The following is a 12,878-nucleotide window of genomic DNA, read 5'->3' on the forward strand; positions in this document are numbered from 1 at the left end:
TTCAGGCCGCGCGGAGTTCCACGCGGCCCGTTTGCCGGCGGGCACATTTTACGTCGTCCATCGTTGCTTCGATCATGTCCACCCTTAAGAAGGGCGGACCGGGGGAGACGAGCATGCCGCATGACAACCGATCGGTCGAACAGTGGCTGGCCGATCCATTCGCCTATCTCGGCCGGCACGATGGTGTCGTCCGGGTCTATCGGCCCGGTGCTGCCGCCGTGATGCTGATCCGCGCCGACGGGGGGACGGCCGTGCCGCTTGCGGAAACGGCAACGCCCGGTCTGTTCGTCGGCGATGCGACCGCCGCCGACGCGTCCTCCTATCGCCTGCGCACCGATTGGGGCGGCACGATCGAGGAGGGTCCCGACCCTTATGCGCTCGGCCCGGTGTTGGGCGATGTCGACCTGCATCTGTTCAACGAGGGGCGGCATTGGGATCTTGCCCGGCGCATGGGTGCGATCCCGGTGGAGATGGACGGTATCGCCGGCACCGCCTTCTCGGTCTGGGCACCCAATGCGCGCTGGGTTTCGGTGATCGGCGATTTCACCGGCTGGAATCCGCACCGTCTGCCGATGCGCCGGCATCCCGGGGGCGGCGTCTGGGATCTGTTCGTGCCTGGCGTTGGCGTGGGTGCCTCCTACAAGTTCGCGGTCATGGGCGTCGACGGGGTGCTGCGGGAAAAGGCCGATCCGCTCGCCCGCGCTACCGAACGCCCCCCCGCCACCGCGTCCGTGGTCGCGCCGCTGCTCGATCATGATTGGACGGATGCCGCCTGGATGGCCGGCCGTGCCGACCGCCAGCATGCCGGCGCGCCGATCACCATCTACGAAATGCACGCCGCGTCCTGGAAACGTCCGTGGGACGGTGCGGAGGCGCAAAGCTGGGATGCGCTCGCCGATCTCCTCATCCCCTATCTGGTCGATCTCGGCTTCAGCCATGTCGAACTGATGCCGATCATGGAACATCCGTTCGGGGGCAGTTGGGGGTATCAGCCGCTGTCGCAATTCGCGCCGTCGGCGCGCTACGGCACGCCCGCCCAGTTCGCCCGGTTCGTCGATCGCTGCCACGCCGCCGGCATCGGCGTGCTGCTCGATTGGGTGCCCGCGCACTTCCCGAACGACGCGCACGGCCCGGTACTGTTCGACGGCACCGCGCTCTACGAACATGGCAATCCGCAGGAGGGTTATCACCCCGACTGGAACACCATGATCTACAATCTCGGCCGGCGGGAGGTTGCCGGCACGCTGATCGCATCGGCGCTCTGGTGGCTGGACGCCTTCCATGTCGATGGCCTGCGCGTCGATGCGGTCGCGTCGATGCTCTACCGCGATTACAGCCGCAAGGCCGGGGAATGGGTGCCCAACATCCACGGCGGGCGCGAAAATTATGAATCCATCGCCTTCCTGAAAGAACTGAACGCCACCGTCGCCGAACGCTTCCCCGGCGCGATCATGGTGGCGGAGGAATCCACCGCCTTTCCCGGCGTCACCACGCCGGTCGCCTATGACGGGCTGGGGTTCCACTACAAATGGAACATGGGGTGGATGAACGACACGCTCCGCTACATGGAAACCGATCCCGTCCACCGCCCTTGGCATCACGGCGAAATCGGGTTCGGCCTGTCCTATGCGTTCAGCGAGCGGTTCGTGCTGCCGCTCAGCCATGACGAGGTCGTGCATGGCAAGGGCTCGCTGATCGCCCGCATGCCGGGCGATGCCTGGCAACGCTTTGCAGGCCTGCGCGCCTATCTCGGCTTCATGTGGGCGCATCCCGGCAAGAAGCTGCTTTTCATGGGCGGCGAACTGGCGCAGCCGGCCGAATGGCATCACGATACGCAGCTCGATTGGTCGCTGCTCTCGGACCCCGCCCATGCCGGCATCCAGGCGCTGGTCCGCGACCTGAATGCGCTCTACCGCGCGGAAGGCGCTCTGCATCACGGCGATGCCGATCCGCGCGGCTTCGAATGGGTGGTGGGTGACGACAGCGTGAACAGCGTGTTCGTCTTCCTCCGCCATTCGGCCCATGGCGCGCCGCCGGTCCTGTGCGCGATCAACATGACTCCGGTGCCGCGCCACCACTACCGGGTCGGCGTACCCGAAGGCGGCTGGACCGAAATCCTCAACAGCGACGCCGCGGGCTATGGCGGGGGGAACCTCGGCAATGCCGGCGTCGTTCGCACCGTTCCCGTCCCGGCCCACGGCCACCCGGCATCGATCGAACTGACCCTGCCCCCCCTCGCGGCCATTTTCCTGCGACATGAAGGACCTGCACTTTGAGCTATATGCCCGAACGCCTCGAAAGCGGCAGCGCGTACCCGCTTGGCGCAACATTTGACGGGCTCGGCGTCAACTTCGCGGTCTTTTCCGCCAATGCGGACGGCATCGATCTCTGCATGTTCGATCCCAGCGGACGCCGCGAGGTGGCCTGCATGCCGCTCCCGGAATGCACGGACGAGGTGTGGCACGGCTACCTGCCCGATGCGCGGCCCGGCATGCTCTACGGCTTCCGTGCGCACGGCCGCTACGCGCCGGAGGAAGGACACCGGTTCAACCCCAACAAGCTGCTGCTGGATCCCTATGCGAAGCAGCTGTCCGGCCAGATCCGCTGGACCGATGCGCTCCACGGCTACCGCGTCGGATCGCCCCGCGGCGATCTCAGCTTCGATCGTCGCGACAGCGCGCCGGCCATGCCCAAATGCGTCGTGGTCGCCAACAATTTCGATTGGGGCGAGGATCGCCGCCCGAACATTCCGTGGTCCGAAACCGTCATCTACGAAGCGCATGTCAAGGGCCTGACCCAGCTGATGGAGGCGGTGCGCCCGCGCGAACGCGGCACCTATGCGGCGCTCTGCAACCCGAAGGTGATCGCCTATCTCCAGCGGCTCGGCATCACCACGCTCGAACTGCTGCCGATCCAGGGCTTCGTGCAGGATCGCTTTCTCCAGGAAAAACAGCTCACCAACTATTGGGGCTATAACAGCCTGTCCTTCTTCGCGCCGGAAATGCGCTACATGGGCGATGGCGACGCCAACGACCTGCGCTTCGCGATCCGCCGGCTGCACGCGGCGGGGATCGAGGTCATTCTGGACGTCGTGTACAACCACACCGCCGAAGGCAGCGAGCTTGGCCAGACGCTGTCCTTCCGCGGTCTCGACAACGCCACCTACTACCGGTTGCAGGCGGATAATCCGCGCTACTGCGTCAACGATACCGGCACCGGCAACACCCTCAACGTCAGCCGCACCCGCGTGATGCAGATGGTGGTGGACTCGCTCCGCTACTGGGCGGAATCCTTCCATGTCGATGGCTTCCGCTTCGATCTCGGTGTCACGCTCGGGCGAACCGGCAACGGGGAATTCAAACCCAGCGCCGCCTTTTTCCAGGCGCTGCGCCAGGATCCGGTGCTTGGCCGGCTGAAGCTCATTTCGGAACCCTGGGACATCGGGCCCGGCGGATACCAGCTCGGCAATCACCCGCCGGGTTTTGCGGAATGGAATGACAAGTTCCGCGACAGCACCCGTCGTTTCTGGCGCGGCGATGCCGGTATCCGTGATGAATTCGCCGCGCGCCTGTCCGGATCCGGCGACATCTTCGACCGCCGCGCCCGCCGCCCCTGGGCCAGCGTCAACTATGTCGCCAGCCATGATGGCCAGCCGCTGGCGGACGTCACCGCCTATGAACAGCGCCACAACGAAGCCAATGGCGAGGATAATCGCGACGGTCATAGCGAGAATTTCGCCTGCAACTGGGGGGCGGAGGGTCCGACCGACGATCCCGCCATCACCGCCACCCGCGAACGCGTCCGGCGATCGATGATGATGACGGTCCTGGCCTCGCTCGGCACGCCGATGCTGCTGGCCGGCGACGAATTCGGCCGCACGCAGCGCGGCAACAACAATGCCTATGCGCAGGATAACGAGATCAGCTGGCTCGACTGGTCGCAAGCCGCGTCGGACGCCGGGCGATCCCTCACCGCGTTCGTCCGCCGGCTCATCCTGATCCGCAAACATTACCCGCTCGTCCGCTCCTCGCACTTTCTGTATGGGGAGGAGGTCGCGCCCGGCATCCGCGACATGGACTGGTTCGACGAACGTGGACATGCGCTCTCGCCCGAGGATTGGCAGAATCCGGAAGGCAAGGCACTCATCATGCGGCGGACGCGTTTGCTGCCCGATGGCAGCTATGAAGCGATCCTGATGCTGATGAACGGCTCGCAATATCCTCTGGAATTCACGCTGCCTGAACCCGACGGCTCTCGCCGGCTGCTGGTGGACAGCGCGGATCAGGGCATCGGCGAACGCGACCTGACCGAAACGACGATCATGGTGCAGGATCGCGGCGCCATCCTGATCCACGCGACGGGAACGGTCGCATGATCTGGGGTCCGATGCCGCTGGCGGATGGCGGCACCCGCTTCACGCTCTGGGCACCGGGCCAGGCCGCGCTCGGGCTACAGATTGAGGGGCGCCCGTCCCTGCCGATGGTCCCGGGTGATGCCGGCTGGTTCGCGTGCGATACCGACGCCGGACCCGGCACCCTTTACCGCTTCGTGCTGGACGACGGCACGGCCGTTCCCGACCCCGCTTCCCGGTTGCAGGGTCCCGACGTCCACGATGCCAGCATCGTCGTCGATCCGGCCCATGACTGGCAGCATCGCGACTGGGCCGGCCGTCCCTGGGAAGATGCCGTCATCTACGAACTGCATGTCGGCGCCATGGGTGGCTATGCCGGCGTCGCGGCGGCCCTGCCGCGGCTGGCGGCGCTCGGCATCACCGCGATCGAACTCATGCCGCTCGCGGATTTCTCCGGCACCCGCAACTGGGGCTATGACGGTGTGCTGCCGTTCGCACCCGACAGCAGCTATGGCACGCCGGCCGAGCTGAAGGCACTGATTGACCGCGCGCACGGTCTCGGCCTCATGGTCTTCCTCGATGTCGTCTACAATCATTTCGGGCCGGACGGAAATTACCTCGCCGCCTATGCGCCGGACTTCTTCACGCCCGACGTGCCCACACCCTGGGGCCCCGCGATCGATTTCGCGCGCGAACCGGTCGCGCGGTTCTTCATCGACAATGCGCTATACTGGCTGACCGAATACCGCTTCGACGGCCTGCGCTTCGATGCCGTCCACGCCATCGCCGATCCCGGCTTTCTCGATCGGCTGGCCGGCGAGATCCGCGCCACGATCGCGCCGGGCCGTCACGTCCACCTGATGCTGGAAAACGAGCGTAATGACGCCCGCCGGCTGGAACGCGGCTATGATGCACAGTGGAACGACGATTTCCACAACGTCCTCCACGTCCTTCTGACCGACGAGCATCACGCTTATTATGCCGATTTCGCCGACCGCGCGACCGAACGGCTCGCCCGCTGCCTGGCCGAAGGGTTCATCTATCAGGGTGAGGGGTCGCCCAATCATGATGGTCGCCCCCGCGGCATGCCCAGCGCGCATCTGCCCCCCACCCGCTTCGTCGCCTTCCTGCAGAATCATGACCAGATCGGCAACCGCGCGCTTGGCGAACGGTTGACGCGGCTGGTCGCGCCCGATCGGCTGCGCGCCGCGACCGGCCTGCTGCTGCTCTGCCCGCAAATCCCGCTGCTCTTCATGGGCGACGAAACCGGGTCGCAGGCGCCGTTCCTGTTCTTCACCGATTTCCACGACGCCCTGGCCGATGCGGTCCGCAACGGCCGCCGCGCGGAATTTGCAAAGTTCCCCGCCTTTGCCGACCCGGAACAGCGCGCCCGCATTCCCGATCCGAACGATCCCGCGACCTTCGCGGCATCCCGCCCCACGCCGGGGCCCGACGCCGATGCCTGGACCGCGCTCTACACCGATCTGCTCGCCATCCGCCGTAATCATATTGTCCCGCATCTGCCGGGCTGCACCGAGCTCGACGCCGCCGTGCTGGGGGACAAGGCGGTTCTGGCACGCTGGCGGTTGGGCCAGGCGACGCTCACGCTCGCGCTCAACATCGGTGACGCCCCCGTTCCGCTCGCCGCACCCGCCGGCGACTGTGTCGTCACCATCGGCGACGGCATAGCGGACGGCCGGCTTGCGCCCGCCACCTTCGTTGGCTGGATCGGGGAATGACCGACACCGCTCTCGCGCAGCTGGCGGAAGCCGCGGGCATCCTGATCGATTGGGAGGATGCGTCCGGCCGGCCGCAGCGCGTCACCCCCGACACGTTGCGCGTCATTCTGGGGCAACTGGATCTCCCCGCAACATCCGCTGCCGAATGCCGCGACAGCCTGCACCGCCTCACCGCGCAGGTGCAGGCCGCAAGCACCGATGTCCTGACCACCGATGTCGGAATGCCGATCCCGCTGCCCGCGCTCGCCGGCAAGGGCGAACTGATCCATGAGGATGGCACGCGGCTGGACGTGTCGCTTGCCGGCCACGTTCCTGCCATCGATCGCCCCGGCTATCACCGGCTCACCTGGTCCGGCGGTCAGCTGACGATCGCCGTCGCTCCGCCGCGCGGTCACCCCGTACCGGTCCGTGACGGCACCCGCCCCTGGGGCATCGCGGCGCAGCTCTACGCGCTCCGCGATGCCACCCCGTCGCCGTTCGGTGACTTCGGCACTCTCGCCAGCATCGCCGGCACCGCCGGGGCGCACGGCGTCGACGCGATCGCGATCAGCCCCGTCCACGCGCTCTTCGCCGCCGATCCGACGCGCTACAGCCCCTATGCACCCTCCAGTCGTCAATTCTTGAACCCGCTCTTTGCCACGGCGCCGGCCGCCGCGAATGGCGTGGCGCCCGATCTCATCGACTGGCCGGCCGCGGCGGCGGACAAGCTGGACCGGCTCCGCACCCTCTATGAAACGCTCGATGGTCCGACGCGCACCGCGTTGGATGCGGAACCATCCTCTGCCGATCTTGACGGACACGCCCTGTTCGAAACGCTGCACGGCCACTTCTTCCGGCAGACGGGGGCCGGCGCGTGGCAGGACTGGCCGGCCGCCTATCACGACCCGACCAGTGCCGCGGTGGCGGCATTCGCGTCCGAACATGCCGATACGATCCGCTTCCACCGTTTCCTGCAATGGATCGCCGAACGCTCGCTCACCACCGCGTGCCAGGCCGCAAAGGGCGCGGGCATGGCGATCGGGCTGATTTCCGACATCGCGGTCGGGCTCGATCCCGGCGGCAGCCACGCGTGGAACCGGCGCAGCGACCTGATCATGGGGCTGGGCATCGGTGCACCGCCGGACGCCTATCAGGCCAATGGCCAGAATTGGGGTATCACCAGCTTTTCACCGACCGCCCTGCGCGAAACCGGCTTTCATCCCTTCCTGGCGATGCTGCGGGCCGCGATGCGGCATTCCGGCGGCGTGCGGATCGACCATGCGCTTGGCCTGCGCCGGCTGTGGGTGGTGCCGCACGGCGCATCTCCGCTCGACGGTGCCTATCTCCGCTACCCGGAACAGGATCTGCTCCGGCTGATCGCACTCGAATCGCACCGCGCCGGCGCGATCGTGATCGGGGAGGATCTTGGCGTCGTTCCGCCCGGCTTCCGCGACGGCATCACCGCACGCGGCATCTATGGCATGCGGGTCCTGCCGTTCGAACGCGATGCCGACGGCGCCTTCACCCCGCCGTCCACCTGGCCCGCGCAGGCGGTCGCGATGACCAGCACGCACGATATGGTGCCGATCGCCGGCTGGTGGCGCGGCACCGACATCGAATGGCGCACCCGGATCGATCCCGCGATCGGCGCCGATGCGCAGACGCAGGACCGCGCGGCGGATCGCACCCGCCTGTGGGACGCCTTCACCGCGTCTGGCGCCGCCACCGTTCCCCCGCCCTTGCCGGACGATCCCGCACCCGTCGTCGATGCCGCCCTCGCCCAGGCCGCCGCCGCCCCGTGCGAACTGCTGATCGTTCCGGTGGAGGATCTGTTCGGCCTGGAAGAAGCACCGAACATGCCCGGCACGATCACCGAACATCCCAACTGGCGCCGCCGCCTGCCCGATACCGGCGACGCGCTGTTCGCGACCGCCGCCGTCCGCCGGCGGATCGCCCGCATTGTCCAGACGAGAACCCGATGATTCCGCGCGCCACCTACCGTATCCAGTTTCATGCCGGCTTCCGCTTCGCCGATGCGGTCCCGCTCGCCCCCTATCTCGCCAACCTCGGCATCAGCCATCTCTATGCCTCACCGATCGGCACCGCGCGTGCCGGTTCGACGCATGGCTATGACGTCGTCGATCCCACCCGCATCAACCCCGAACTGGGGGGCGAGAACGGGTTTCGCGCGCTTGCTGCCGCGCTCCGTGATCAGGGACTCGGCATCATCCTGGACATCGTGCCCAACCACATGGCCGTCGGGGGTAGCGACAATCGCTGGTGGCTCGACGTGCTGGAACATGGCGAGGACAGCGCCTTCGCTCGCTTCTTCGATATCGACTGGCGCCCGGCGGACCCCACGCTGCGCGGTCGCCTGCTCGCCCCGTTTCTCGGCGCGCCATATGCCGACGTGCTGGCAAGCGGGGATCTGGTCCTGGATCGGGAAGCGGACAGCGGCCGGCTCTCCGTCCTCGCCTATGGCACCCACCGCTTCCCGCTCCGGCCGGAGGACGCCCACGCCCTGCTGGAACAGGGTGATATCACCACGCTGCGCCAGCAGCATGACGGCCGCGATCCGCAGGGCGCCGCCCGCCTGCACGCGCTGCTGGAACGCCAGCATTACCGCCTCGCATCCTGGCGGACCGCGGGGGACTGTATCAACTGGCGGCGCTTCTTCGACATCACCGAACTCGCCGGGCTGCGGGTCGAGGATCCGGCGGTGTTCGATGCCGTCCATGCGCTCCCGCTCCGGTTGTTCCGCGAAGGACTGATCGACGGGGTTCGCGTGGATCATGTCGATGGACTGGCCGACCCTGCCGGATATTGCCGCGCGCTCCGCGCCGCCTTCACCGCGATCGATCCGGACCGCCACGCCTATTTGCTGGTCGAAAAGATCCTGGCCGCCGGCGAACGGCTAGACCCAGCCTGGGCGACAGATGGCACCAGCGGCTATGAGTTCATGGATCATGTGTCCGCGCTCCAGCATGATGCCCGCGGCGAACCCGCGCTGGCGGCGCACTGGCGCGCGCTCAGCGGCCGCCCCTCCGATTTCGGGCTGGAAGAACATGCTGCTCGCGTGGAGATTCTCGCGCGCAGCTTCGCGGGTCAACGTGATGCCGCCGTCGCCGCCTTCCACCGGCTGGCGCAGGCACGCCTTGCCACGCGCGATATCACCGCCGGCATGATCCGCCGCGCGCTGGAGGCCTTGCTCGCGGTCTTCCCCAGCTACCGCACCTATGCGGCCTTCGCGCAGGCGCCGGTGACGGACGATCCGTTGTTCACCGCCGCGCTGGCCGACGCCGCCACCCCGCCGGGTGAACGGATCGTGCTGGAAACGCTGGCCGACTGGATCAGCGGGCGCGCCGATCTCGACGATCCCGATCGGCGCGAAGCGGTCCGCCGGTTCGAACAGCTGAGCGCGCCCCTCTCCGCTAAGTCGGTCGAGGACACCGCCTTCTACCGCTATGGGCGGCTGCTCTCCCGCAACGATGTCGGCTTCGCGCCCGCCGACTTCGCGCTCGACACCGCGGCGTTCGCGGTCACCGTCACCCGCCGCGCCGCCGATCACCCGCACGCCATGCTCACCACCGCGACCCACGATCACAAGCGTGGCGAGGATGTCCGCGCCCGGCTGGCGGTACTCAGCGAGATTCCGGATCGCTGGATCGCCGAGGCCCGGCGGTGGGGCGAGCACCCCGCCAACGCTGCTATCGACCCCGCCGACGTCTACATGATGCTCCAGACGCTGGTCGGCGCCTGTCCGCTGGATGACGCGCCCGACTGGTCCGCCTTTGCCGATCGCGTCATCGGCTGGAACCAGAAGGCGCTCCGCGAAGCCAAGCTGCGCTCCGCCTGGGCCGAACCCGATACGGGCTATGAAGCCGCCTGTGCCGATGCGATCCGCACGCTGTTGCACGATGAAACCGGCTTCCGGCAACAGCTTGTGACCTTCGTCGCGCATATCGCGTCCGCCGCGGCCGTCAACGGCATCGCCCAGTCGGTGCTGCGCGCCACCCTGCCTGGTGTCCCCGATTGTTATCAGGGTACGGAGTTTTGGGACCTCAGCCTGGTCGATCCCGACAATCGGCGCCCGGTCGACTATGGCGCACGCATCGCGGCACTGGCCTATGCGGACTATCCTCACGCACTGGTGCCGCATTGGCGCGACGGTCGCCTGAAACAGGCGGCGCTTGCGGCCGCGCTCCGCGCGCGCCGCACGCATCCCGCCCTGTTTGCGGACGGCACGTTTGAGCCAGTCGCCGCGACCGGCGCCCGGTGCGATCATGTCGTCGCCTTCCTCCGCCGGCTGGGCGATCTCGCCTGGCTGGTCGCGGTCCCGCGCCATGTCCAGCCCGCACTAGCCGATGCGCCGCATCCGGCCATCCCCGCCGACTGGTGGCAGGATACGGCGCTGCTGCTGCCGGGCCGGGCGCCTTTGTCCGTCCGGTCGCTCTTCGCTGACCTGCCCTTCGCGATCCAAAGCCTGTAGACCAGCATTTCCGCGTGCAACCCCCGCACGCTTGGCCTAGGGAGCCGGCCATGTCACCGACCCGTCCCATCCTCCGCGCCACGCTCAAACCCGCCACCTCGGCGCCGGAGGGCAGCGGCCCGACCGCCCAGCTCGTCATCACGGCGATCGCCAAGAAATTGTGCCTGACGGCGACCTACAACAAGACGGTGATTCGGCTCGCCCCGCACATTCTATACACGCGCCATGACGATCTCATCGTCGATGCCGTCGTCCTGGAACGCGACGGCGCCAAGCCGAAACTGATCAAGATCGGCGCGTTCCGGCTCTCCGGGCTCGGGGGTCTCGCCCTCACCCCCGTCCCGTTCGATCGCAATCCCGCCTTCGACCCCGCCAACCCGACCTATGCGGAAAACATCGTCGCAATCATCGCACCGGCCTAAGGCTGTTTCGGCGTCAGCCGCAGCAGCCGACCGCCCGCTCCGTCCTCAAGGACGTAGATCGCGCCATCCGGTCCCTGCTCCACCTCGCGGATCCGCGCGCCCATGTCATACCGCGCCGCCTCCCGCGCGCTGATTCCGGTCAGCGCGACGCGGATCAGCGCCTTGGACGACAGTCCGCCGATGAACGCGTTGCCGCGCCAATCGGGGAACATCGTTCCGGAATAGATCATCAGCCCCGCCGGGGAAATCACCGGATTCCAGCTGGCCTTGGGCGCCTCCAATTCCGGTCGGGTCGGATGATCGGGAATATCGCGCCCGTCATAATGGTTGCCGTTCGACACGATCGGATAGCCATAGTTGCGCCCCGGCAGGATCAGGTTCAGCTCGTCGCCGCCCTTTGGTCCCATCTCCTGCTCCCAAAGCCCGCCCCGCGCGTCAAACGCGATACCCAGCAGGTTGCGGTGGCCATAGCTCCAGATGCGGGGATCGAACCCCTTCGCCGCCAGCGGATTACCCTTGGCCGCTGTCCCATCGTCGTTCAGCCGCAGGACCTTGCCCAGCGGCAGCTTTGGATCCTGCGCCGGATCGAACTTCTGCCGTTCGCCCGCCGTGAAGAACAGATGCCCGTCCGGCGCAAAGGCGATCCGCCCCGAATAATGCCCGTTGCCGTCGACCTTCGGCGCACGGAACAGCGTTTCCACCTGATCCAGCCGTGCCGCGTCGTCCGGTCCTTCCACCAGCGTTGCACGCGCCAGAACGACGCCGTTTCCGCCGGCGCCTGCCTCGGAATAGCTGAGATAGATCCGGTGGTTGCGGGCGAAGCCGGGGTGCGGCACCACATCCATCAACCCGCCCTGCCCTGCGCTCGCCACCTGCGGCACACCGGTTACCGAAACCTTTTGCGCGCCATCGGCGGACAGCAGCACCAACCGGCCCGGCTTCTCGGTCACCAGCATCCGACCGTCCGGCAGGAACGTCATCGCCCAGGGCTGGTCGAACGTCGCGATCACATTGTCGGCGAACGGCTTGGCCGCGAACGGCTGTTCCCCGGTGATCGGCGCCTGCCCCTGTGCCGCGGCCCTGCCGATATCGGTCGCGGCCGTCCCGCACGCCACCAGCAGCAGGGACAGGATGAAACTTGTCGGCGGCACGCGCATGTATCTCTCCGTGGACGAAATATGGGCGTTAAACCCCATGTCGGCTTTTATGTTGCAGTCTTGCCCGCCCGCGGCAACTGGACTATATCGCTTTCGTCTTCTCGACATTGGTAACATTGGCGAGGTCGGATCCAACCGGATCCGGCGCCACTAGACGCATATCGCGTTGCAGGAGCCCGGATGGCGGATATCGCCTTACTGACAAAGCTGATCGAACCCGAAGCAGAGGCTTTGGGTCTGGCGCTCGTGCGCGTCCAGATGAACGGCGGCAAGTCCGATCCCACGCTCCAGATCATGGCCGAACGCCCGGACACGCGGCAACTCGACCTGACGGACTGCGAAGCACTCAGCCGCCGCATCTCCGACATGCTGGACGAACAGGATCCGATCGAGGAAGCCTATCGGCTGGAGGTATCCTCGCCCGGCATCGATCGCCCGCTCACCCGGCTTCGGGATTTTCAGGATTGGGCCGGCTATGATGCACGCATCAAGCTGGTCGAGCCCCGCGACGGTCGCAAGCAATATGAGGCCGCCCTGCGCGGGGTCGAGGGTGACGACGTGCTGCTCTATGTCGAGCGCGTCGGCGAACTGACCCTGCCCTTTTCCAGCATCGCCTCCGCCAAATTGATCTTGACCGACGCGCTGTTGAAGGCGACCGCCCCGCTCGACACGGACGGCGCTGACGAGATCGTCGAACAGGACGCCGACGACGGCGTCGAAACCACGCAGGAAGGATAGTCC

Annotated in this window: 8 protein-coding genes; 7 read left to right on the forward strand and 1 reads right to left on the reverse strand. The window is 67.1% G+C overall.

The annotated features are described in order from the left end of the window. Nucleotides 1-113: 113 nt before the first annotated feature. From glgB to VF649_RS07205, 6 genes are read left to right on the forward strand one after another with little or no spacing between them, the layout of a single operon-like run. Nucleotides 114-2,276, forward strand: coding sequence for a 1,4-alpha-glucan branching protein GlgB (gene glgB / locus VF649_RS07180; protein ID WP_331011277.1), 2,163 nt, complete (start codon nucleotides 114-116; stop codon nucleotides 2,274-2,276). Between the two features lie 5 nt (nucleotides 2,277-2,281). Continuing rightward, on the forward strand, nucleotides 2,282-4,375 hold the full coding sequence (gene glgX, locus VF649_RS07185; RefSeq protein WP_331011300.1) for a glycogen debranching protein GlgX: 2,094 nt from the start codon (nucleotides 2,282-2,284) through the stop codon (nucleotides 4,373-4,375). Further along, nucleotides 4,372-6,090 carry a malto-oligosyltrehalose trehalohydrolase gene (treZ, locus tag VF649_RS07190; protein ID WP_331011278.1) on the forward strand — a complete coding sequence of 573 codons (1,719 nt, stop codon included), beginning with the start codon at nucleotides 4,372-4,374 and terminating at the stop codon, nucleotides 6,088-6,090. The genes glgX and treZ overlap by 4 nt, the downstream gene beginning before the upstream one ends. Beyond that, entirely contained in the window at nucleotides 6,087-8,051 is a 1,965-nt protein-coding gene (gene malQ / locus VF649_RS07195) for a 4-alpha-glucanotransferase (RefSeq protein WP_331011279.1), read from the forward strand. Before treZ ends, malQ begins: the two co-directional genes overlap by 4 nt. Beyond that, nucleotides 8,048-10,558: a malto-oligosyltrehalose synthase gene (treY, locus tag VF649_RS07200; protein ID WP_331011280.1), complete on the forward strand. Its 2,511-nt coding sequence runs from the start codon at nucleotides 8,048-8,050 to the stop codon at nucleotides 10,556-10,558. Before malQ ends, treY begins: the two co-directional genes overlap by 4 nt. A gap of 50 nt (nucleotides 10,559-10,608) precedes the next feature. Further along, nucleotides 10,609-10,980, forward strand: coding sequence for a hypothetical protein (locus tag VF649_RS07205; RefSeq protein ID WP_331011281.1), 372 nt, complete (start codon nucleotides 10,609-10,611; stop codon nucleotides 10,978-10,980). Here VF649_RS07205 and VF649_RS07210 read toward each other — a convergent pair. Then, nucleotides 10,977-12,137, reverse strand: a complete 1,161-nt coding sequence (locus VF649_RS07210; RefSeq protein WP_331011282.1) for a PQQ-dependent sugar dehydrogenase — start codon at nucleotides 12,135-12,137, stop codon at nucleotides 10,977-10,979. The genes VF649_RS07205 and VF649_RS07210 overlap by 4 nt on opposite strands. Nucleotides 12,138-12,317: 180 nt before the next feature. Here VF649_RS07210 and rimP point away from each other — a divergent pair, with 180 nt between their 5' ends. Beyond that, the gene (gene rimP, locus VF649_RS07215) at nucleotides 12,318-12,875 is read left to right on the forward strand and encodes a ribosome maturation protein RimP (RefSeq protein WP_331011283.1); all 558 of its coding nucleotides are present in this window, start codon (nucleotides 12,318-12,320) and stop codon (nucleotides 12,873-12,875) included. Nucleotides 12,876-12,878: the final 3 nt, after the last annotated feature.

This window comes from Sphingomonas sp., assembly GCF_036387535.1.
GTDB lineage: Bacteria > Pseudomonadota > Alphaproteobacteria > Sphingomonadales > Sphingomonadaceae > Sphingomonas_R.